Here is a 23295-nt window from a genome sequence, read left to right on the forward strand (position 1 = left end):
CGCGGGCCCCCGCCCGTCCGCCCCCGGGCCCCCCCCCCCGCGGCCGGGGGCCCGCCCGGGGCGGGCCCGCCCCCCACACCCCCCCCCCCCCCCCCCCGCCCCCCCCGGGGGGGGGGGGGGGGCCCCCCCCCCCCCCGCGCCAGGGGGTTCGTCGGAGTGCCCCGGTCGGGCGCCGCGTGATCGACTTCCCGTACGGGTTCACATGGGGAGGACGGACGGATGAAGTTCCGGATCGGGTACGCGGCATGGATCGTCGGAGTGGTGCAGTTCTTCGTGATCCACGGGATCACCGAGTCGGCCTGGTCGAGACCGTACAGCTGGGCACAGAACAACATCAGCGATCTGGGGAACGCCCTTTGCGCACTGCAGGCCACCCCCGAACCGCGGTACGTCTGCTCCCCGGAACACGGCCTGATGAACGGCTCGTTCATCGCCCTGGGGGTGCTGCTCGTCGTCGGTGCCGCCCTGACCGGCGACGCCCTGTGGCGCAAGGGGCCGGCCGCCGCCCTCGCCCGGCTGCTCCTGGCCGGCGCCGGCGCGGGGTTCGTCCTGGCCGGCCTGGCTCCCGCGGACGTCGACGAGAACCAGCACGTCCTGGGCGCCCTCCTCATCATGGCCGGGGGCAACATCGGCCTCGTCCTGGCGGGTTCCGGCCTGGCGGGCCGCGTCCGGCCCCCGCTGCGACGGGCCACCGCCCTGCTGGGGATCACGGCGATCGCGGCTCTCGGGCTGTTCCTCTCCGGCCACTACCTCGGCCTGGGCATGGGCGGCATGGAGCGGGTCGCCGCGTTCCCGCTCCTGCTCTGGGCCCTGGCCGTCGGCACCCTCGGCCTCGTCCGGCGGCCGGAGGACCGGCGGGAGGAGCCCGGCGTCAGCGCGCCCCGGTGGCGGACCGCGTGACGTACGCGTCGATGTGGGTCTGGGTGAGGGTGTTGCCGTGCACGTCCGTCAGCTCCGCACGCAGCGACACCGCCTTGCCGGGCCCCGGCGTCGTCACCGTGATCCGTCCGCCGGTCACCGCCGCCTGCGTCCAGGTGGCGCCCCGGTCCGTCGACACGGACACGGTCAACGACCGCACCCCCGACCGCCGGGCCGCGCCCTCCACCGTCACCGCCACCCGGCTCGTGGTGTGCGCCGGGGCGGTGCCGTCGAGCGCGAGGTCGGGGCCGAAGCGCACGGCGCTCAACGGGAGGTCGGTGGCGGTGGCCGTCGCGGCGGAGGTGAACGTCCACGCCGCGGTGACGCTCCCGCGCGGCCGCGTCGCGCTCGCCGTCAGCCGGTAGGCGGCCCGCCCCGCCGGCACCGTGAACGAGGCGTGCCCCGGCTTCTCGCCGCGGCGGGTCGCGACCGGCGTGCCGTCGCGGTGCAGCGTGACGGTCGACGCGGTGAACAGGGGCGAGGACGGCACGTGGCCCTCGCCGTCGGCGAGCAGCGGCACCGTCAGGTCCAGGGTGTCGCCGGTGCGCTGCGCGACGGGCCGGGCGCCGGGCGAGGAGTCCATGGCCGGGCCGAAGACCGGGATGTCGAAGGTGTGCACCGTGGTGGATCCGGGCGTGAACGAGCGCCCGAGGACGAAGTAGTTGTTGGCGGGCCCCTCCTGTTCGGGCTGCGCACCGTACACGAGGTCCCAGGTGCCGCGCTCGGGCGTGAAGAGGAACGTCCCGGTGCCCCCCGACGGCACGGGCAGCCCCAGCGCCGGGGAGGGGCCCGCCGACGGCGAGAACTCGACGAGGGCCGTTCCCCCTCCGGACGCGGGCACCCCCGCGCGCACCACCAGCGTGGCCAGGTCGCCGGGCACCGGGTGCCGGACCAGACCGGTCAGCGCCCGCTCGCCCCGGAAGGCGTAGCCGAGGGCGCAGACGCCGCCCGGCCGGCTCCAGTACGAGTCCACCCAGGTCTGTACGGCCCCGCGCTCGGCGGCCAGCCCCAGGTGCGCCGTACGCAGGTCCAGAGACCTCGTCATCAGGTTCACGAACCCGGTGACCCCCTCGTACGTCACCTTGGCGAACGCCCCGGCCTGCTCGAACCTGGCGTCGGCGACCGGCGGCCGGATGTCCACGGGACGCGCGACCCGCGCGTCGAGCACGAGGGTCATGTCGCGGTCGACGTCCAGCCGGGGCTGCACGAGCCAGTCGTTCCCCCAGTTCCCCTCCCCCACCGGCCTGGTGGAGAGGGTGGAGTCGAGCAGGTACCGCCCGGCGGGCACCTGGACGGTGACGGTGCTGGGCGATTCCTTCAGCTCCCGGCCGCTGCCGGCGTCGGGCCCGGACAGCGCGGTCAGCAGGGTGCGGTAGTCGGTGGTCGGCGCGCCGTCGCGGCCCAGGTGGACGAGGGTCAGCGCGTACGTGCCGGAGGCGCCGCGCGTCGGCCGCCCGGCGGGCGCGGCGTGGGCCGTGGCGGCCGGGAGGCAGATCGCGGCGGTGCCCGCGGCCGTCGCGACGCCGAGCCCGCGCAGCACGGACCGGCGCGTCGCCGCCAGGGCGGGGACGGACGGGACGGACGAGGGAGAGTGCTTCGAGGAGACGTTCATGATCTGCACTGGACCGTCCCGCCCCGGGGTTCCCGTGAGCCGCGTCACATCCCAACCGGTCCCCAACTGATCCCCGACCGATCCCCGAGAACGAGTCAGGGGCCGTTTCAGATTGCTCTGAAACGGCCCCTGATCTACGACTCTTTCGAGTCGGGACGACAGGATTTGAACCTGCGACCCCTTGACCCCCAGTCAAGTGCGCTACCAAGCTGCGCCACGTCCCGATCACCCGTCTGACCTGGGGTTTCCCCTGGCCGAACGCGCATCAGAACAATACCGCACTTTCCGTGGTGGTCACGAACCCTTTCCGGCGCCCGGGCGAGGGGTGCGCGCCGGGGGCGTGGCGCTCACTCTCCGTGATGCTTCCGCACGCCCCTCAGTGCGCCCGCGCGCCCGTGGCGAGGGCCCCAGGAGTGGGGAGGGCGGGGGCGAGGCCCGTGTTCTCGGGGCGGGGGCGCGGTCGGGAGGATTCCGGAATGCCGCCCCTATGGTGATGAAGGGGCGGATGGGACGACCTCGGGGGCCTCATGGCCATATGCCGCCGGATCCGTTGCCGTTGGCATGTGGCAGAAAGATGCCCACGGGGAATGGACACCGAACCGGTGGTAGGGGGCCAACACCACACGAAACACAGTCAGATTCAATCGTCAACAGCTCCTGTTTCGGACAAAAGTCGTGGCGATATTGCTCCGTCCCGGAAAGATCAACACCATGAAGAGGTCGGCCTGTTCGGGACGGGACCACTGCCGATGCACCACCTGCCCGGTCGACCAGGCCGACAGGCGTTTCGCAGGGGAGGACTCGAATGGACGGCTACTTCAGCAGTCGACTGCATCATCAGCTCAGGGAGACGGTCCGGGACTTCGCAGAGCGTGAGGTTCGGCCACGGATAGCCGAGATGGAAGCATCCCGGACAGTCCACCACGAGCTCTCCCGGCTCATCGCCGAGCAGGGCTGGCTGGGAGCGACAATCAGCCAGGAGTACGGCGGCATGGGCGCCGGCCACCTGGCCAAAACCATCATCATCGAGGAGCTCTCCCGGGTCAGCGGCGCCATGGGCGCCATGGTCCAGGCCTCGCAGCTGGGCACCGCCAAGATCGTCCACTTCGGCAGCGACGAGCAGCGCAAGACCTGGCTCCCCGCCGTCGCGGCCGGTGAGTGCCTGCCGACCATCGCGGTGACCGAGCCCGAGTCCGGCGGTCACGTCCTCGGGATGAGCGCCAGCGCGGTCCGGGACGGCGACGACTACATCCTCAACGGCAGCAAGGTCTTCGTCGGCAACAGCCACGTGGGCGATCTGCACGGCGTTGTGGTCAGGACCGGTCCCGGCTCGAAGGGACTCACCGCCTTCCTGGTCGAATCCGATCGCCCGGGGTTCAGGACCGGTCCGCAGCAGCCCGCCATGGGACTCCACGGCTTCAGCTTCGGCGAGCTCATCTTCGAGAACTGCCGTGTCCCGGCGTCCAACCGCCTCGGCGACGAGGGCGACGGCCTCTCCGTCGCGTACTCCTCCAGCGTCCTGTACGGGCGGGCCAACCTCACCGCCGTCTCGCTCGGCATCCACCAGGCGATCCTGGAGGAGACCACCCGGTTCGCCTCCGAGCGCATCCGCTACGGCAAGCCGCTCCACGACCTGCCCACGGTGAAGCTGAAGCTCGGTCAGATGCAGTCCCGGCTCATGACGGCCCGGCTCTCCGCGTACCACGCGGTGCACCTGCTCGACCAGGGACTGTCCTGCGACGCCGAGCTGATGAACGCGAAGCTCGTCAACGTCGAGTCGGCGATCGACTCCGGCCGCAACGCCATGGAGATCCACGCCGCCGCCGGCCTCTTCACGGACCGGGCCATCGAGCGGTACCTCCGGGACGCGCACCACATCTTCGCCCCGGCCGGCACCTCCGACATCCAGCTCCTGCGGCTGGCCGAGGTCGCCCTCGGCCAGGACAAGGGCAGTTGGTCGGAGCGGCTCTCCGACCTGGTCCGGACCCCGGAGCTCGAACCGGCGCACGCCTGAGCGGCCACGGAAGCGAGCAAAGGCACGGGCACGGGCACGAATACGGCCGGGGCCCCGGTACGGCGACACTCGCCGTACCGGGGCCCCGGCCGTGTTCTCCGGCGGTGCCGGTCAGAACATGCCGTCCTCGCGGCGGTGGATCTGCTCCACCAGCTCGGCCGCCATCGCCTTGATCGTCTCCAGGCCGGCGCGCCCCCACGGGCGGACGTCGGTGTCGACCACGCAGATCGTGCCCAGCGCGACACCGGTACGGTCGATCAGCGGCGCGCCCATGTAGGAGCGGATCCCGATCTCGTCCACGACCGGGTTCCCCGCGAAGCGCGGGTAGTCGCAGACGTCCTCCAGGACGAGCGCCTTGCGGCGTACCACCACGTGCGGGCAGTAGCCGTGGTCGCGGGCCATGTAGCGGCCGACGCCACCGGTGCTCGCCGCGGCCGCGCCGAGGTCGCTGCCCGAGTGGGTGCCCTCGGGGGTGTGCAGCCCCGCGAAGAACTGCCGGTTCTCGTCGATGAAGTTGACCATCGAGAACGGGGCTCCGGTCACGTCCGCGAGGCGGTGCGCGAACTCGTCGAACGCCGGGTCCGGTCGCTCCCCGAGCCCGAGTTCACGGAGCCGCTGCACCCGCGCGGGAGCGTCCTTGTCGATGGGGGTCAGGAGGAGATGACCGGTCGGGTCGTAGGTCATGGCGTGGCTCCGAAGCTCGGCACGGCGGCCGGAATGGTGGTGAGCAGATGCTGGACGAGGGTCAGCAGGGTACGGATGCCGGAGCTGGAGATCCGGGCGTCGCACACGACGACCGGCACCTCCGGCTTGAGGTCGAGCGCGGCCCGCACCTCGTCCGGCTCGTAGCGGTAGGCGCCGTCGAACTCGTTGACCGCCACGACGAACTGGATGCCGCGCCGCTCGAAGAAGTCCACGGCGGAGAAACACTCCTGGAGCCTGCGGGTGTCGGCGAGGACGACCGCGCCGAGCGCTCCCTCGGAGAGCTCGTCCCACATGAACCAGAAGCGCTCCTGTCCGGGGGTGCCGAACAGGTAGAGCACATGGCGGTCGTCGAGCGTCATGCGCCCGAAGTCCATGGCCACGGTGGTCGTGGTCTTGGACTCCACGCCCTCCAGGCTGTCGGTGGCCGCGCTGACCGAGGTCAGCAGCTCCTCGGTGCTGAGCGGTTCGATCTCGCTGACCGCGCCCACCAAGGTCGTCTTGCCCACGCCGAACCCGCCCGCCACCAGGATCTTGAGCGCGGTGGGGAACGGGTCGGTCGCGAAACTCTCGTGGCGCTCAGAGCCGTTGTCGTAGGCCATCGAGCACTGCCTCCAGCAAGGAACGGTCGGTGTGGTTGGTGTGGAACCGGGGGGCTCTGGCGGTGAGAGCCCCACAGTCCACGAGGTCGGAGAGCAGGACCTTGGTGACGACGGCCGGCAACCGTAAGTGCGCCGCGATCTCGGCCACCGAGGTGGGCCCGTCGCACAGCCCGAGGGCCAGGCTGTGCTCGGGGCCCATGTGGGGCTGCGGGATCGAGCCGGTCGCCATCACCATCGAGAGCAGGTCCAGCGCGGTGCTGGGCTTGGTCCGGCCGCCGCTCACGGTGTACGGCCGGATCAGCCGGCCGGCCGCGTCGTCGAGCCAGGGCCCTTCCTGATGGGACGTCACGTTCACTGCCCGCGGCCACCCGCCGCGCCGGCCGCCTGCCGGGCCGGCGTGACCAGATACGGCCGGACGCTCTTGACGAGCATCGCCATCTCGTAGCCGAGCACGGCGGCGTCCGCCTCGCGCCCGGCGAGGACGGCGAGGCAGGTGCCGGAGCCCGCGGTGGAGACGAACAGGAGCGTGGAGTCGAGCTCCACGACCACCTGGCGGACCTCGCCGCCGTCGCCGAACCGGGCGCCCGCGCTCCGGCCGAGCGAGTAGAGGCCGGAGGCCAGGGCCGCCATGTGGTCGGCGGCGTCGGGGTCGAGGCCGTGGACGGATTTCACGAGGCCGTCGGAGGAGAGCAGAACGGCATTGCGGGTGTACGGGACCCGCTGAACCAGGCCGCTCAGCAGCCAGTCGAGATCCGAGGAATGGCCGTTCGGCACATTGCTCGCCATGGTGATCTACTCCTTGTGCGCGTCGCCTGGACGCAGCGGTTCGTGGGGGGCGGGCTGGGATTCGGCGAGGCCGATTCCGCGCTGGAATGCGGCCATCAGGCCGGGGTCGTGCAGGGCGTGCTCCTCGGGCCTGCGGGCCGCCGGCTCGTCGCGCAGCTGCGGGACCAGGTGTTCCTGGGCGCGCCGCTTCGGGAGGAGGGGCCGGCCGGAGGGTTCGGCACGGGGTCCCTCGGGCGCCGGGGGCAGGAGCGGGGCCCGGTGCTCGGAGCCGACCGACTGCGCGGGTATCGAGGGGGTGGAGCCGGCGTCCGCGTGGCCGTTGACGTGGCCGTTCAGGTGCGTGCCGTGCGTGCTCGTAGGGGAGTACGCGAGCGGGTCGGACGACAGCGTCTCCTCGTGGCGGGCGGCGGCCCGCTCCGCGGAGGGCGCGGCCATCGGCGCGGAGGCCTGGGCGTGCGCCGGCATCCGGCCCGCGGCCGGGACCGAGTGGGAGCCCTCGTAGTGCCCTTCGTGCCGGTCGGAGTGCCGGACGTCGGAGTGGGCCGGGGCCTCGGCGTGAGCCGGGACCTGGACCGGTGACGGGGCGTGGACCGGGGTCGGAGCGTGAGCCGGAGCGTGGCCCGGGGTCGGAGCGTGGACCGGCTCGGGGGCGTGGACCGGCTCCGGCGCCTGTGCCTGGGGCTGCATCTGCACCTGCCCCGGAGGGATCGCCGGGGAACCGACGGCCGCGGCGGCCTGGCGCTCGTGCTGTGCCAGGCCCTCGGGGTCGGCGCCGAGGAGACCCTGCGGCAGCACGAGGACGGCCTGGACGCCGCCGTAGATGTTCGACTGGAGCCGTACGGCGATGCCGTGCCGGCGGGCGAGCGCCGAGACGACGAAGAGGCCGATGCGGCCGTCCTGGAGCAGATGCGCGACGTTGACCTGATCGGGATCGGAGAGCAGGGCGTTCATCTTGTTCTGCTCGGTGACGGGCATGCCCAGGCCGCGGTCCTCGACCTCGATCGCGAGGCCGGCCGTGACGTACTGGGCGCGCAGCAGCACCGTGGTGTGCGGGGCGGAGAACAGCGTCGCGTTCTCGACGAGTTCGGCGAGGAGGTGGATGACGTCGGCCACGGCATGGCCCCGGAGCGTACCGTCGATCGGCGGTACGAGCTTGACGCGCGGGTACTGCTCGACCTCGGCGATCGAGGAGCGGAGCACCTCGGTCATGGTGACCGGGTTCGACCACTGGCGGCGCGAGATGGCGCCGCCGAGCACGGCGAGGTTCTCGGCGTGCCGGCGGATGCGGGTCGCCAGGTGGTCGACGTGGAACAGGCCCTTGAGCAGCTCCGGGTCCTCGACCTCGTTCTCCAGCTCGTCGAGGAGCTGGATCTCGCGGTGGACGAGGGACTGCAGGCGCCGGGCGAGGTTGACGAAGACCTCGACCTTCTGTTCGTTGCCGACGCTGCTGGAGAGTCGGGACGCCTGGACGACGGCTGCCACGGCGGCCTCGTGCGAGCGGTTCAACTCCTGCGACAGCAGGTCGAATTCGTCACCTGTCGCGGGTCCTGTCGGCACCGCGGGGCGGGGCGGGAGCCCCTCTCCCCTGCGCAACTGTTCGACGACCGCACGCAGTTCGCTCTGGCCGCGGGCGCTGGAGCGGCGCAGGGCGTTACAGCGGTCCAGGACCGCCTTGGCCGCCCGGTCGGCGCCGAGCGCCGCGGCGGTCACGGAGGCGACGGTGAGGGCGGCCGCGCCGGTCAGCGCGGCCCAGAGGCCGGGCGTGGGGCTGGCCCCCGTGGAACGGATGGTGAAGAGCACGGCCGCCGCGCCGCCCAGTGCCACCGCGACGGCGGGGAGCACGGAGGTGCGCAGGAGTTGGGGGCGTATGCGGGCTTCCGTCGGGAGCGGCGCGGACGTCTGCGCCGGGGGGGTGCTGGGGGTGCCGGAGGCGGAGCGGGCGCCCGACCGGCCGTGCCGCCCGCCCTCGCGTCGATCGGACCGCGAGGCGGGTGCGCGAAGTTGAGACATGAGTGTCCTTGGTACGTGCCCAGGAATCGGCGTACTGCGGGGTACAGGGGGTGGACTACGGGGGTGCTTCAGTCGGTCGTTCTGGGGTGTCGAGCGGGGGGTGTCGTGCAGCGGGTACTGCGGGGTGCGATGAGCCTACCGATGATCACCAACCACACACTGTAGTCGTCAACCGTTCATGTGCGGTGCGCAGTTGGCAAACTTACCCGTAGAGCGGCCCGGTCTGGTATCGCCCCTCGCACGACAGGCCGAGAACCACGTGGCCGAAAGTCGACGCCTCGACCTCCGCGGGCCGTGGAGCGGCGGGAACGGAAGAGGGCGGAGGCGCTCGTACGCCTCCGCCCTCTGCGGAAATCGTTCCCCACCGGAATGCCCCGGAGGAGATGCGGACCGCCCGGCCCGCGCCCGCGTCACGTCGTGTGCGCGGCCTCCGGTGCGCCTCGACCGGTGTCCGTGCCCGGCCCCCCGGGCGTCCGCCCGGTACCCGGATGCGCGTTCACGCCGGACTCGGGTACGCACTGCCCGTGACCGTCGGTGAGAGCGGAACCTCCCCAGCCACCCGCGGGGGCCTGGGCGACCGCCCGCCACCAGGGGGTGTCGGGCAGCCGCTCGGCGCCCGGCTCGAAGGGCTCGCCCGGGCAGGGCAGGGCGATCCGCTGCCCTGCCCCGGCGGCGGCCTCGACGGTGCCCTCACCCGGCTCCGCCCACGGGTGCGGGGCGAGGTTGAACGTGCCCCAGTGGATCGGCAGCATGACGCCGGACGCCGCACCGCCCTGGAGGTCCGGATGGGCCCGCATGCCCTCCTCGGGAGTCATATGGATGTCGGTCCATATGAAGCACTATCAGGTGTCAGGGCTTCGGTCACGGATCAAGCTCGCACAAACCCAGTCGGCGACCCGCGATCTGCTACTCCAGCCAGCCAAACCGAGAGTGGTTGTCGGCGACACCTGACCGCGGCCCGCATCCACCGCATCATCCGGATCTGCGAACGCCAGGGTGTTCCGATCCTCACCGACCGCGCTTATATCGGCGCCGGCCCTTGGGTGACCACACCGATCAGATGGCTCCCGAACCGGGACCTCACCACGACCCAGCGAACGATCAACCGGGCCCTGTCAGCGGCACGAGCACCGGTCGAACGCAGCATCGCGCGACTCAAGTCCTGGCGGATCCTCCGCAAAGCCCGCTGCAGCCCCCATCGCATGAGCGTCATCGTCACGGCCGTCCTCACCCTGGAACGGCAACGCTGACGAAGGTCATTGCCGTTCCAGGGTGGGGACGGATCAGCGCTGGCCGTCATGCGGTGGGGAAGCGCCTCACGACCAAACGAGGCGCCCATCGGCGACCTTGCAGATCGGATTGTTTCCATCGGCGATCTTCGTCAACATGTCCGCTACGGAGTCGAAATAATGGGCCAGTGATTCGTACTCGCCCGTGACCGTGGGGTCACCCACGAACCAGCGGCCGACACGCCCGTCCCGCGCATCGATGAACTTTCCCCTCCAGCCGTCCTGGTCCGACAGGAACGGGATCCACTCATTACGCCAGAACGGGTTGTCCGGCTGGTCCGGAGGGTCGAATCCACCGGGCATGGACCGGTTCGTGTAGAGCTTCTCCATCGCCCGGATGCCCAGAAAGAAGCTTCCCTCGTCCGGGAACCCGTCGAAGCCGCAACACATCACGTCGACGTCTTCCTCGGGAAGATCCAGGCTGTTCTGCAGCAGCCACGTCCGCAGATCCTCAGGGAGCGAGATCCCCATCCGTTCCTCGGCGGCCGCGAGCGTCTGCTCAGTAGCCGGTCCTGGCAGGTCCGCGTGATCGGCCGGCGCGTGCTCCCGAAGAAGAGTCATCACGCGGGACCAACTCTCAGCCGCACTCATCGCACTCTGCCCCCTCTGCATGGATGCCTCTGTCCGACTGCTCCACGACGGAGGTTGCGAAGTGCCGACCGGAGAAGCTTGCAGAGATGCTACTTCGAGCGTGTCTCCCGCCCCTCCTCACGACCGATCTTCCCGGAGGTGCCGGTGCACTGCCACTGCACCCCGGTCGAACGGACGCCCTTCTTGACGAACCCGGCCTCACCCACGATCAACAAGCCCTCCTCCGCCCCGAGGTGCTCCAGCACAAATCCCCAACACCATTTCCGTCGGAGTCAAGAAATCGCCCCATGGAGGCGAAGTACCTACCCATGGGGACCCAATGACCCTATATGTCTGGGGAATTGACAGGCCATTACCTGACTGATCAAGATCCGTGCGCCGTAGTCGTGAGCTTGGACTCACGTGTGTACGGGCCTACGGCTGCGGCACTGCTCCAAGCACGTCGGAAAAATCCGGCGGGCTCATTCGGCGTGCCGTTTTCCCGTGTGCGGAGCACCTTCCGCGTGCCCGGGATCCGGTCCGCCGCACGGAAAGGCATCAAGGTGCGAAGCTCCTACAGGAGATATGTCTCCTGTCTGGTGGTGTCGGCGGTGGCGGGAACGCTACTGCCGCAGGTCGCGTATGCGTCGCCGCCCCCCGGGCCGCCCGGTCAGGACGACGGCAAGGGTGTCTTCGAAACGGCTCTGGGCTGGTTCTCGGACGATGAACAGCAGGACGTGAGGCCGGCGCCGGACGGACGGCCGGAGATACCCAGCCGGGAGAGGCTGCCGAAGGGCAAGGCCGCGCCGAAGGCGAAGCGGGTCGCCGAGCTGACGGGGAAGCGGACGGCGAACGCGCGGTACTGGATGCTGTCCGACGGGCGCGTGCAGGCCGAGGTGTCGGCGGTTCCGACCGGCTACCGGGCGGGGAAGTCGTGGAAGGACGTCGATCCGACGGTCGTCCCGTCCGCCGCCGAGGGTTTCGCCTTCGCCAACACGACCAATGCCGCGCGCAGCTGGTTCGGATCGGACGCCGGCAGGCTGCTCCGCTTCGAGGCCGGAGCCGGACATGCGGTGACCCTGGGTCTGAAGGGCGCGGGGAAGCTCGCGCCGGTGGCCAAGGGCGACACGGTGACGTACGAGGACGTGGTGTCCGGTGCGGATCTGTCGTACGTGGTCGGTCCGGGGAGTGTGAAGGAGAACATCGTCCTGGACGCGAAGCCGTCCGGTCCGGTGTCCTTCACATTCACCTTGGACGCGGGCGGGCTGACGCCGAAGCAGAACAAGGACGGCTCGGTCTCCTTCTACGAGGAGGGCGCGGATCCGGTCCTCGTCATCCCCGCCGCGTTCATGACGGACGCGAAGAAGGACGTCAAGGCTCCGTACGGTTCCGCGTACAGCGGGAACGTCACCCAGAAGCTGACGAAGGCCGGTCACGGCTGGAACCTCACGGTCACTCCCGACGCGAAGTGGCTGGCCGCCTCGGAGCGGCAGTACCCGGTCACCATCGACCCGACGATCTCGATCGCCCCGACGCCGACCACGGCGCAGGACGTGATGATCTCCTCGGACGGTCCGACGACCAACTACGACGACAACTGGCGTCTGTCCGTCGGCAACACCTCCACGGGCGCCTCGCGTGCGCTGATCCGGTTCCCGGTCAGCAGCATCCCGGCGGGCACCAAGCTGGACTCGGCCGATCTGAGGCTGTACTTCGACCAGACCCACACCACGGGTGACACCGAGGTCCAGCTGGAGGCGCACCGCGCCACCCAGGCGTGGACCGAGTCCGGGGCCACCTGGAACAACGCGAACGCGATCACGGGTGAGCTGTCGGGCACCTCGGTCCTCGTGGACAACGGTGAGGCCGGCCGCACGGCGGCGGTGGGTTCCTGGCCGGCGTCGGGCAACACGGCGTACACGCAGTACGCGGTGAACCAGACGTACATGTACAACAAGGATTCGGTCGCGGGTGACTCGTACACCTGGCAGCCGAGCCTTCCCGAGGACGGCACGTACCAGGTCGAGACGCACAACGTCCCGGCCTCGGACCGTGCGACGAACGCGCCGTTCACCGTCACCTACGACGGCGGGACGAAGGCCTACACGGTCAACCAGCAGGCCGGTACGGCCGGTGTGTGGAAGACGCTGGGCTCGCACCCGTTCAAGGCCGGAACCCTCGGCAAGATCGTTCTCGGTGACGGCCCCGCTTCCACCACGACCTCGGTGATCGCCGACGCGGTGCGGTTCACCAAGGGTGGTGTCGTCACCAAGCAGCCCGGTGAGCTCAACACCTGGCACACCTTCCCCGTCACCAAGACCGTCCAGTCCTGGATCGACGGCACGAACGTCAACAACGGCTTCGTGATCAAGGCCGGTGACGAGTCCGCGAACGGCCCCAAGGGCGGTCCGCGCTACGAGGGCAGCGAGTTCGGGTACGGCGGCGAGACCGCCAACTACCCCCGGCTCGTCCTGACCTTCGGCCGTCAGGGCGTCGACCTCGCCGCCCCGACCACGATCCACGACACCGGCGCCGAGCTGAACTGGTCCGCGTACCAGGAGAAGGACCCGGTCGGGACCGGTGACGACCTCGTCGAGTACCAGGTCCACCGCTCGATCAGCCAGACCTTCACCCCCTCCGCCGCCACCCTCGTCGCCCCGGTCGAACCCGGCACGACGTCGTACGCGGACACCTCGGCCGTCCCGACCAAGGGCAACGACCCCGACCCGTACGGCCGCGCGTACTACTACATGGTCGCGGTCAAGACGAAGGACGGCCAGGTCGTCGCCGCGCCCACCCAGCTCGTCCGCCTGCCCAAGGCCGGCCGGACGACCAAGGTGCTGGACGCGACGCAGGACACCACCCTGTCCTCCCTGCGGACCACGCTCACGCACGACACCATCGACGACGGCGGGCCGAAGAACTGGCTCAGCGTCGGCAACAACTCGGCCACCTACGGCGACACCCGGGCGGTCCTGAAGTTCCCGGCCCTCGGCATCCCCGCCACGGCCCGGGTCCTCGACGCCAACGTCCGCCTCTGGTCCACCCAGACCGCCCAGGACACCACCGGCGCCGTCTACGAGCTCCGGCCGCTGACGCGTGACTTCGACGAGGCCACCGCCACCTGGGTCAAGGCCAACGCCACGGCCAACTGGACCGCACCGGGCGGCGACTTCGGCGCCGTGGTGGGCGACACGGGCGCGAAGACGAACGACCCGGCCCGCCACGACTGGAGTGTCGCCTCCCTGGCGCAGTCCTGGGTGACCACCCCCGCCTCGCAGCAGGGCGTCGTCATCAAGATGGCCGATGAGGCCGCCTCGCAGGAGCGCACTCTCTTCCTCTCCTCCGAGGGCACCGAGCAGCGCCTGCGTCCGCGCATCGTGGTCACGTACATCGACTCGACGACGGAGTCGACGTACTACGCGCCGCAGACCCCCGCGCGCATGACGCCGAACACCGACTACACGGTCGACTTCACCCTCACCAACACCACCGCTTCCTCCTGGAACGCGGCCGACCACGTCCTCACCTACAAGTGGGCCCTGCCCGACGGCACCGACGTCACCAACGGCGGCAACCAGGTGCAGACCGCGCTGCCGGCGAACGTCGCGCCCGGTGACAGCGTCGACCTCCAGGCCGTGGTGAAGACCCCGATCAACTCGGACAACGGCAACAAGCGCACCGACTACGTCCTGACCTGGGACGTCTACAACAAGACGACCGGCACGTGGACGTCGGGCACCTCCGGCATTGCGGGCCTGAAGCAGAACGTGGCGGTGGAGGACCCCACCTCCAACAGCCTCGGCCTGGAGAAGTTCTACTCCTACACGGGCAAGAACACCGGCGCCGGCTCGACCGTCATGAACAACCTGGCCTCGGGCAATACGGTCTGGTCGTACAACGCGTTCACCAACCCCGGCCGTGGCATCACCACCTTCGTCCGGTTCGCGTACAACAGCCTCGACACCTCCGACACCGTCTCCGGTCACGGCTGGTCCTTCCAGGCCTCCGGCCCGATCCGGCTGGGCGCGCCGCTGGAGTTCCATCCGAAGCCGCACCCGACCGAGATCCGTCTCCCCGACGGCGACGGCACGACCCACGTCTTCCGTGAGCAGTCGGACGGCTCGTGGAAGGCCCCGGCGGGCGTCCACTACAAGCTGACGGCGAAGGCCGGACTGGACTGCACGCCGCTGAAGGACCCGGTCCCCGACGCCTGGACGATGACCCGTCCCGACGGCACCCGGTTCCTGTTCGGCTGCGACGGCTACATGACGTCGCTGGTCGACAAGAACGGCAACACCCAGACGTACACCTACGAGGAACGCAAGTCGAACAACAAGCCGACCAAGTTCCTCAAGTACATCACCGACCCCGCCGGACGGCAGTCGCTGACGGTCGAGTACTACTCCAAGGCCGACAGCAACAACCCGAAGATCATCGACCACATCAAGTCGATGGCCGACATCGGGGGCCGCAAGACCACCTTCGAGTACTCCGACAAGGGCCTGCTCACCAAGTTCACCAACGGTGCCGGCTCCACCCAGCCGAAGGTGTTCGCCTTCGAGTACGACGCCACCCAGGGCAACAAGAACGTCAAGCTGGTCAAGGCCACCGACCCGCGCGGCAACGCCACCCAGCTGACGTACAACTACCCGCAGACCGGCGACGACCCGAAGTACCACTGGTGGACCAAGACGATCACCGACCGTCTCCAGGGCGCCACGGGCTTCACCTACGCCGCGAACGCCGGCAACACCAAGTTCACCGACACCACCGCCACCGACGCCGAGTCGCACGCGACCAAGTACGTCATCGACGACTTCGGCCGCGGTGTGCAGACGACGAACGCCAACTCCCAGGTCACCAAAATGGGCTGGGACGCGGACAACAACGTCACCTACCTGGAGGAGAACAACGGCGCGAAGGCGGCGTACTGCTACGACCAGAAGACCGGCTACCCCCTGTGGTCACGGGACGCGGAGAACAACAAGGCCGGTGTCCCGCCGTCCTCGGACTGCGCGCCCGGCGTGTTCCCGGCGAACTCGACGAGATTCGAGTACCGGACCCGGGTGGACGGCTACGCGGCGGACCTCGTCACCAAGACCTCTCCGGAGGGCCGCAAGTGGCAGTTCGGGTACGACTCGTTCAGCAACCTGAAGACGGTCACCGACCCCAAGGGCGTCGCCACCACAACGGCCGGTGACTACACCTCCTCGTACGAGTACGACTCCTACGGCCAGCTGACCAAGGCGACCGACGCCAACGGGCGTCCGACTGTCAACAGTGGCTTCGGACCCCATGGCTACCCGGCGAAGATCACGGACGCGCTGAACAACTCGATGTCGTACGTGTACGACGAGCGCGGCCAGGTCACCGAGGTCGTCGACCCGCTGGGGAAGAAGACCACGCAGACGTACGACACGTTCGGACGCCCGCTGGTCTCCAGCCAGCCGAAGGACCAGGCCACCGGCGTGCTGATCACCTCGCCGGCTCCCGTCTACGACGCCAACGACAACGTGACCAAGTCGACCGCGCCCAACGGCGCGGTATCCACGGCGGTCTACGACGCGGCGGACCAGGTGGTGTCGGCGACCGCGCCGGCCAACAACACCACCGATCCGCGCACGTCGACGTACACCTACGACAAGGTCGGAAACCTGAAGACGTCCACCGAGCCCCGGGGCTCGCTGACGACGTCGGACGCCACCGATCACATGACCTCGAACACCTATGACGCGATCTACCAGCTCACGGCGGTCGCGAACGCCGAGGGCCACAAGATCACCTACGCCTACGACAGCGTGGGCAACGTCAACAAGGTCATCGACCCGAAGAAGCACGCCACCGCCGACCCGGACGATTTCACGTCCTCGTCGCTGTACGACCTGAACCACCGGGCCGTGCAGGTCACGGACGCGGCCGGCAACTTCACCAAGCAGTCCTACGACAAGGACGGCCTCGTCGTCTCGACGACGGACAAGGAGAACAACACCACCACCATCACCTACGACGAGCGCGGCAAGCAGACCGAAGTCAAGGTCCCCCGTGAGGGCACCACGACGCGTTCGACGAAGTTCGAGTACGACCAGGTCGGCAACACGACCCGGGTGATCACCCCGCGCGGCACGGCCACGGCCGGCGCCGACGACTTCGCGGTCCGCACGACGTACGACGAGCTGAACCGTCCGAAGCGGAAGTACCAGCCGTACGACCCGAACGACGCCCGTCACAACAAGGCGGACGTCTACACCGAGACCACCTACGACGCGGTGGGCCGCGTGGTGAAGAGCTCCTCGCCGCCGTCGGAGGGTGAGACGGTCCGCAACGACACCACGTACACCTACTTCGACAACGGCTGGACCAAGTCCGCCACGGACCCGTGGGACATCGTCACCACGTTCGACTACAACGACATGGGCCAGCAGGTGCGGCGCACGCTCACCTCGGCGGGCGGATCCTCCGACCGCACCATGGCGTGGACCTACTACGTCGACGGCAGCCTGAAGTCGAAGTCGGACGACGGTGTGCCGGTCGGCAAGAGCGTGGTCCTCGTCGACAACTCGGACGCCCAGAACGTCTCCTCCACCGGTACGTGGGCAACGGGCGACCTCACCGGGCAGCACGGCTACGACCACCGCACGCACGCAACGGGCAGTGGTACGGACGCGTTCACCTGGACCCTGCACATCCCGAAGGACGGCACGTACACCGCGTATGTGAAGTACCCGAAGGTGACCGGCGCGGCGACGGCCGCCACGTACACGCTGACCCACGGCACGACGACCGAGCCGTCGGCGACGAAGGACCAGAACGCGTCCGCCGGCACGTGGGTGTCGCTCGGTTCCTACAGCCTCAAGCAGGGCGAGGACACCAAGCTCAAGCTCGCCCAGAGCAGCGGTGGCGTGGTCGTCGCGGACGGTGTGAAGCTCGTCCGGGACACCACCGGTGAGACGGACACGGAGAAGAACTCCTTCACGTACGCCTACGACGTCAACGGCAACATGACGTCGATCGGCGACACCTCCTCCGGCACGAAGGTCGACGCCTACACGGTCGCGTACACGGGCCTCAACCAGGTCCAGAAGGTGACCGAGGCGCTGGCGGGCCAGGAGAAGAAGGTCACGTCCTTCACCTACGACGTCAACGGCCAGACCGACACCGTCACGCACCCCGACCAGTTCGCCAAGTACACCTACGACCTGCGTGAGCTGGTCAAGACGGTCTCCGTGGGCAAGTCGGCCACGGACACCTCGCCCAAGGTGTCGTCGTACACCTACACGGCCCGCGGCCAGAAGCTGAAGGAGACCAAGGCCAACGGCAACACCGTCGACCACACGTACCTCCTCGACGGAGCCGAGAAGACGACCACGGAGAAGAAGCCCAACGGCACGCTGGTCGCCTCCCACACCTACGCCTACGACGCCAACGGCAACAAGGCGCAGGACGTCGCGAAGAAGATGAACGCCGACAACCACGCGGCGTTCCTCGACTCCACGACGGACTACACCTACGACCCGGTCGACCGGCTCACCAAGACCGTCAAGACGGGCAACGGCGCGGGGACGGACATCTACGTCCACGACGACAACGCCAACGTCATCAGCCAGACGGTCAAGAACACCACGACCACGTACGACTACGACCGCAACCGGCTGCAGAGTGCCGCCGTGGGCGGCCAGAGCTCGACCTACACCTACGACCCGTTCGGCCGTCTCGAGACGGTCACCGCGGGCGGCAAGGTCATCGAGCGGAGCGTGTACGACGGCTTCGACCACGTCGTGGAGTCCCAGAAGGCGGACGGCGCGGGCGTACTGAAGTCGACGAAGTACACGTTCGACCCGCTGGACCGCACGTCGTCGAAGACGTCGGACGGGAAGACGACCGATTTCACCTACCTGGGCCTCTCCGGTGAGGTGCTCGGTGAGGAGGTCGCCGGCAAGGTCACCAAGTCGTACCAGTACAGCCCGTGGGGCGAGCGCCTGTCGCAGGTCAAGCACAACACCGACGGCACGACGGAGGACGGCTACTACGGCTACAACAGCCACACCGACGTCGAGACGCTCACCGACAAGAACGGTGACACCAAGGCCACCTACGGCTACACCGCCTACGGCTCGGACGACAAGGACGACTTCACCGGTATCGACAAGCCCGACACCGCCGACCCGACGAAGGAGGCCTACAACCCCTACCGCTTCAACTCCAAGCGGTGGGACGCCCAGTCCGGCACCTACGACATGGGCTTCCGCAACTACAACCCGGGGCTCAACCGCTTCACCACCCGGGACATGTACAACGGGGCACTCGCCGACATGAACCTCGGCAACGACCCGTTCACCGGAAACCGGTACGCCTTCGGCGGCGGCAACCCGGCCAGCAGCGTCGAGATCGACGGACACTTCGACTGCGGCGTCTGCTCCACCGTGGCCGACACCGCGAGCGACTGGCTGAAGAGCGCGGCCAACGAGGTGGACGACGCCGCCACCAAGGCGGCGTCCGGGGGTTCCGGCGCGCTGAGGTTCCTCAGCAAGGCGTCGGGAATCGGCACGGCGGCCTACGTCTTCTTCGATACGCTCGGTTTCGACCTCGACGGGTCGTCGACAGCGTCCCGTGAGTCGGAGATCGGCGAGGAGTACAACTACAACCTCGGACGCCTCACCACTCCGGACAAGGACGTCGAGTGGCGGCCGTACGCCGACCTGGCTCTGCGGCAGGACAACTGCAGCAAGGGCCAGAGTGCGATCTACTACCTGCCTCTCGACGGGCAGGGTCGAGCACAGGGCGGGCGCGCCTGCCTGACGGCCGGGGACTACAACTACGAGAAGGACGACGGTTCGGACGCGTTCCCGGGGGTCACGTCGAAGATCTACGGTACCCGTACCCAGTTCCCGATCGACTGGTCGAAGATTCCCAAGGGCTATTACAGCCGCCAGAATGCTGACCGGCAGGGACTCGACTACGTTCAGCGCGGCCATCTGATCGGCAAGCAACTCGGTGGCAGTGGCACCGACATGCGCAATCTGGTGCCCCTGTACAACGAGGCGAACTCACCGGTCATGTCGAGCTTCGAGAACGAGGTCGCCGCCCGAGTCAAGGCCGGTGAGACGATCTACTACCAATCCGATGCCAACTACGTCGGGGACAGTCCGATCCCGGCCAGCATCTCCATCAGATGGACCAGTCTGACCACCGGACAGTCAAAGGCCATTTCGATACCGAACGTGCCATGACCTCGATGAGAGGGAAGAGGTCGTCGCGGTAACCTGAGAACGGGCTCCGTCCCCGAGCACCGGTGCGTGCTCGGGGACGGAGCCACCTTCGATTCCCCCACAAGAAGCGGAGCGTTGTGCAGATGTCATGGGTCCAGCAGATCCTGGAAGCAGTCGGCCGCCGGTCGGAAGACGTACACGTCGACTGGCCGACGGTGGAGTCGGAACTGGGCACGCCGCTTCCGGCGGATTTCAAGCAGTTGTGCGAGGTGTTCGGCCGGGGTGAGTTCAATGGCTTTCTGTATCTCTACACGTCGAAGGGCGGTACTCACCTGGAGGTGATCGACAGCCTGCGGCGGCTCCATCGTGCGCTCGATAGCTTTCCCGAGGCCGAGAGTGTCTACGACCCCTACCGGATCTACGCCCCCGGGAAAGAGGGGCTCATCAGGTGGGCGGGGGCGGCAGCCGAGGGGTACGAGTACTTCTGGCTCGCGAACGACCCGGATCCGGAGAACTGGCCGATCGTCGCGCGAACGGACCACACGGAGGAATGGCACACCTACCGGATGAGCACCTCCGAATTCGTCCACCGCATGTTGACGGATGAGGAGTTCAAGCCGTTCACCATGACTGGATACGCGCCGTCGCCGAAGTACGTGTCCTACGCCGATCCTGAGTGACCGACGGACTTCGCCGTCACCTCGCGATCGCGGACGGGACCTGGCTCACACCGGCACAGCCGCCCTCGTGAGCCAGGTCCCGTAAGTCGTAGACCGCGATCAGCCCGTACTCAAGGCCGCGGTTCAGCCGTCCACGATGCGCGTTCGGACCACAACTCGCGACGATCCCCTCGCAGTCGGCAACGGCCTGAACTGCTGAGCGACGACAGAACGCACTCCGCGGGGCGCCCCGTCCAAGGCCCGCAGCACACGATCACGCCCTTCAGCCGGAAGACGCTCCAGCATCCGCACGACCTCGGCACGGTCTTCCCCGGTCGATGTCACCGCTCGCCCGCAAGGTCGAGATCGTCGCTGCGCTTCTCGGCCTCGATCTCGGCACCCCGGGGGCGGCGCCACGGGCGCGCGATCGGACGGGACACAGCCCGCCACCACGCCTCCCCCGGCAACTTCCCCGCCGGCTCGAAAGGCTCACCAGGCCGCGGGAACGCCACCGCCTGGCCAGCCTCCTCCGCCACGTCCCGCGTCCACTCCCCCGGCTCCGCCCACGCATGGAATGCCAGGCTGAACGTGCCCCAGTGGATCGGCAGCATGACGCCGGACGCCGCACCGCCCTGGAGGTCCAGATGGGCCCGCATGCCCTCCTCGGGAGTCATGTGGATGTCGGTCCAGAACTCCGAGTACGCGCCGATCTGGATCATGGTGGCGTCGAAGGGGCCGTGGGCGGCGCCGATGTCCTTGAAGCCGGAGAAGTAGCCGGTGTCCCCGCTGTGGAAGATCCGGTGCTCGGGGCCCTGGACGACCCAGGAGGCCCAGAGCGTGTGCTGCCGGTTGCGGATGCCCCGGCCGCAGAAGTGGCGGGCCGGGGTGGCCGTGAGCCGCAGCGCGCCGATCTCGGTGGACTCGTTCCAGTCCAGCTCGTGGAGGCGGGAGGCGGCCACGCCCCAGCGCTCCAGGTGCGCCCCGACGCCGAGCGGCACCGCGAAGACGGTGTCGGTGGTGGCGAGCGCCTTGATCGTCGGCAGGTCGAGGTGGTCGTAGTGGTCGTGCGAGATCACGACGACGTCGACCGGGCCGAGCGCCGCGAGGGGCGCGGGCACCGGGTGGAGCCGCTTCGGGCCGGCGAAGGGGAAGGGGGAGCAGCGGTCTCCCCAGACCGGGTCGAAGAGGACCCGGTGCCCGTCGATCTCGGCGAGGACGCCGGAGTGCCCCATCCAGGTGAGGCGCAGCCCGGTGACCGGCGCCTTGGCCAGGTCGGCGACGGTGGTGGGATGGACGGGGATCGTGCCGGTGGGGGCTCGGCGCGCGCGTCCTTCCTTCTCGAAGTAGATCTTGGCGAACTCCAGGGTGGAGCCCGAGGGCCCGCGGCGGGCCGGTTCGGGGTTCTGGAAGATCCCGTCCGCGAAGTTCGGCGAGCGGCGGATGCGGGCGAGGCGCGCGCCCGCGGGGTCCGCGCCGAAGGACTCGGGGCGCAGCGCGCGCAGCCGAGCCCGTGGGGAACGGTCGGAGCCGGTACCGGTCACAGGACCTCCTGATCTCTGGGGGTCGTTCCATTATGGGCGGCCCGCGCCGCTGACGGCCGGGAAGGCCGGTCATACTGAATCGCTGTTCAGTAAAACCCTCGTTCCGCACCAGCCCCTCCGAGGAGACCCGCGATGAGCCCCACCCCCCTGCTGTCCGTCGACTGGACCGATCACGTGACCGGCCGCCGGGGCCATCTGGTCGTCGACCGGCTGGTGCGCGGGGTGGCCAGCGGCGGCCTGCGGATGCGCGAGGGGTGCACGGTGGCCGAGGTCACCGGGCTCGCCCGCGGCATGACCATGAAGGAGGCCCTGCACTACGACCCCGAGGCCCGCTACGTCCCGCTGGGCGGCGCCAAGGGCGGCATCGACTGCGATCCCCGCTCCCCCGAGGCGTACGGCGTCCTCGTGCGCTATCTGCGGGCCATGCGGCCGTACATCGAGCGGTTCTGGACCACCGGGGAGGACCTCGGGCTCACCCAGGACCTGGTGGACCGGGCCGCGGCCGAGGCCGGGCTGGTCTCGTCCGTGCAGGCGGTGTACCCGCTCCTCGACGACGAGGCGACGGCCCGGAAGCGGCTCGCCGACGCGTTCGCGATCGAGGTGGACGGGATCGGGCTCGACGAACTGGTCGGCGGGCTCGGTGTCGCCGAGTCCGTGCTCGTCGCCCTCGACCGGGCCGGGCGGGCGCATGCCGGGACCCGGGTGTCGGTGCAGGGGCTCGGCACGATGGGCGGGGCGGCCGCCCGGTTCCTGGCCAGGGCCGGGCTGCGGGTGGTGGCCGTCGCCGACGTCCGGGGCACGATCGTGAACCCCGACGGCCTCGACGTCGAGGCGCTGCTCGCCGCCCGCGACGCCCACGGCGCGGTCGACCGCACGGCCCTGCGGCCCGGCGACCGGGAGGAGCCCCGGGACGCCTGGCTCGCGGTCGACGCGGAGGTCCTGGTGCCGGCGGCCGTCTCGTACGCGATCGACGCCTGGAACCAGGGACGGATCACGGCCCGCTGGATCGCGGAGGCGGCCAACATGCCGGTCCTGGCGGAGGCCGAGGAGGCCCTCGCCGCGCGCGGGGTGACCGTGCTGCCCGACGTGGTCGTGAACTCGTGCACCAACGCCTGGTGGTGGTGGACGCTCTTCGGCGACATCGAGGCCGACGCCGGGCAGGCCTTCGACCGGGTCCGGCGGTCCATGCGGGAGCTGGTGGGCGGCATGCTCGACCGGGCGGCGGCGGACGGCACGAGCCCGCGCGCCGCGGCGCACGCGCTGGTCGCGGAGCGGTTGCCGCTGATCGCCGAGCGTTACGGCTGGTACTGAGCCGTCCCGACCCGGTCCGAGCCGGTCGGAGGCTGTCGGAGCCGGGCCGATCCGGTTCGACCCGGCCCGAGC

At 69.5% G+C, this 23295-nt stretch carries 14 protein-coding genes, 1 tRNA gene and 2 pseudogenes; 6 read left to right on the forward strand and 11 right to left on the reverse strand.

Going from position 1 to position 23295, the window contains the following annotated elements; translation table 11 throughout:
- Nucleotides 1-219: 219 nt before the first annotated feature.
- Nucleotides 220-900: a DUF998 domain-containing protein gene (locus ACZ6K0_RS39705; protein ID WP_469236058.1), complete on the forward strand. Its 681-nt coding sequence runs from the start codon at nt 220-222 to the stop codon at nt 898-900.
- Here ACZ6K0_RS39705 and ACZ6K0_RS39710 read toward each other — a convergent pair.
- Together ACZ6K0_RS39710 and ACZ6K0_RS39715 are read right to left on the reverse strand one after the other, a co-directional pair.
- Complete coding sequence (locus tag ACZ6K0_RS39710; RefSeq protein WP_469236057.1) at nt 872-2530, reverse strand: serine protease; 1659 nt, start codon at nt 2528-2530, stop codon at nt 872-874. The two genes, ACZ6K0_RS39705 and ACZ6K0_RS39710, sit on opposite strands and share 29 nt — an antisense overlap.
- Nucleotides 2531-2680: 150 nt before the next feature.
- Nucleotides 2681-2754, reverse strand: a tRNA-Pro gene (locus tag ACZ6K0_RS39715).
- A 581-nt stretch (nt 2755-3335) separates the two neighbouring features.
- Between ACZ6K0_RS39715 and ACZ6K0_RS39720 the strand changes: the two genes are divergently transcribed.
- Complete coding sequence (locus ACZ6K0_RS39720) at nt 3336-4544, forward strand: acyl-CoA dehydrogenase family protein (protein ID WP_376408312.1); 1209 nt, start codon at nt 3336-3338, stop codon at nt 4542-4544.
- 111 nt (nt 4545-4655) lie between these two features.
- Here the strand turns inward: ACZ6K0_RS39720 and ACZ6K0_RS39725 are convergent, their stop codons facing one another.
- The 6 genes and pseudogenes from ACZ6K0_RS39725 to ACZ6K0_RS39750 all read right to left on the reverse strand — a co-directional run.
- Nucleotides 4656-5228: a GAF domain-containing protein gene (locus ACZ6K0_RS39725; protein ID WP_376408309.1), complete on the reverse strand. Its 573-nt coding sequence runs from the start codon at nt 5226-5228 to the stop codon at nt 4656-4658.
- The gene (locus ACZ6K0_RS39730) at nt 5225-5848 is read right to left on the reverse strand and encodes a GTP-binding protein (RefSeq protein ID WP_376408306.1); all 624 of its coding nucleotides are present in this window, start codon (nt 5846-5848) and stop codon (nt 5225-5227) included. The genes ACZ6K0_RS39725 and ACZ6K0_RS39730 overlap by 4 nt, the downstream gene beginning before the upstream one ends.
- A complete protein-coding gene (locus tag ACZ6K0_RS39735) occupies nt 5826-6203 on the reverse strand; it encodes a DUF742 domain-containing protein (RefSeq protein ID WP_376408303.1) in 378 nt (125 codons plus the stop codon). Before ACZ6K0_RS39735 ends, ACZ6K0_RS39730 begins: the two co-directional genes overlap by 23 nt.
- Complete coding sequence (locus ACZ6K0_RS39740; protein ID WP_376408300.1) at nt 6200-6634, reverse strand: roadblock/LC7 domain-containing protein; 435 nt, start codon at nt 6632-6634, stop codon at nt 6200-6202. The genes ACZ6K0_RS39735 and ACZ6K0_RS39740 overlap by 4 nt, the downstream gene beginning before the upstream one ends.
- Before the next feature lie 6 nt (nt 6635-6640).
- Nucleotides 6641-8644 carry a sensor histidine kinase gene (locus ACZ6K0_RS39745; RefSeq protein WP_469236056.1) on the reverse strand — a complete coding sequence of 668 codons (2004 nt, stop codon included), beginning with the start codon at nt 8642-8644 and terminating at the stop codon, nt 6641-6643.
- Nucleotides 8645-9054: 410 nt separating this feature from the next.
- Nucleotides 9055-9474 (reverse strand): annotated as a pseudogene (locus ACZ6K0_RS39750) (MBL fold metallo-hydrolase); the annotation flags it as partial.
- A gap of 21 nt (nt 9475-9495) precedes the next feature.
- On the opposite strand from ACZ6K0_RS39750, the pseudogene ACZ6K0_RS39755 reads away from it, so the two are divergent.
- Nucleotides 9496-9894, forward strand: a pseudogene (locus tag ACZ6K0_RS39755) (transposase family protein); the annotation flags it as partial.
- A 66-nt stretch (nt 9895-9960) separates the two neighbouring features.
- Here the strand turns inward: ACZ6K0_RS39755 and ACZ6K0_RS39760 are convergent.
- Both ACZ6K0_RS39760 and ACZ6K0_RS39765 read right to left on the reverse strand, forming a co-directional pair.
- Complete coding sequence (locus ACZ6K0_RS39760; protein ID WP_469578561.1) at nt 9961-10494, reverse strand: SMI1/KNR4 family protein; 534 nt, start codon at nt 10492-10494, stop codon at nt 9961-9963.
- 119 nt (nt 10495-10613) lie between these two features.
- Nucleotides 10614-10769 (reverse strand): hypothetical protein, encoded by a 156-nt coding sequence (locus ACZ6K0_RS39765; RefSeq protein WP_469578509.1) that lies wholly within the window; start codon nt 10767-10769, stop codon nt 10614-10616.
- A gap of 1290 nt (nt 10770-12059) precedes the next feature.
- Here ACZ6K0_RS39765 and ACZ6K0_RS39770 point away from each other — a divergent pair.
- Complete coding sequence (locus ACZ6K0_RS39770; protein WP_469236064.1) at nt 12060-19733, forward strand: golvesin C-terminal-like domain-containing protein; 7674 nt, start codon at nt 12060-12062, stop codon at nt 19731-19733.
- Between the two features lie 122 nt (nt 19734-19855).
- The gene (locus tag ACZ6K0_RS39775; RefSeq protein WP_469236054.1) at nt 19856-20392 is read left to right on the forward strand and encodes an SMI1/KNR4 family protein; all 537 of its coding nucleotides are present in this window, start codon (nt 19856-19858) and stop codon (nt 20390-20392) included.
- Between the two features lie 320 nt (nt 20393-20712).
- Here the strand turns inward: ACZ6K0_RS39775 and ACZ6K0_RS39780 are convergent, their stop codons facing one another.
- Nucleotides 20713-21912, reverse strand: coding sequence for an MBL fold metallo-hydrolase (locus ACZ6K0_RS39780; RefSeq protein ID WP_376408290.1), 1200 nt, complete (start codon nt 21910-21912; stop codon nt 20713-20715).
- A gap of 132 nt (nt 21913-22044) precedes the next feature.
- On the opposite strand from ACZ6K0_RS39780, the gene ACZ6K0_RS39785 reads away from it, so the two are divergent.
- Complete coding sequence (locus tag ACZ6K0_RS39785; protein WP_376408288.1) at nt 22045-23223, forward strand: Glu/Leu/Phe/Val dehydrogenase dimerization domain-containing protein; 1179 nt, start codon at nt 22045-22047, stop codon at nt 23221-23223.
- The last annotated feature ends 72 nt before the right edge of the window (nt 23224-23295 follow it).

It is taken from the genome of Streptomyces sp. NPDC042346, assembly GCF_055581845.1.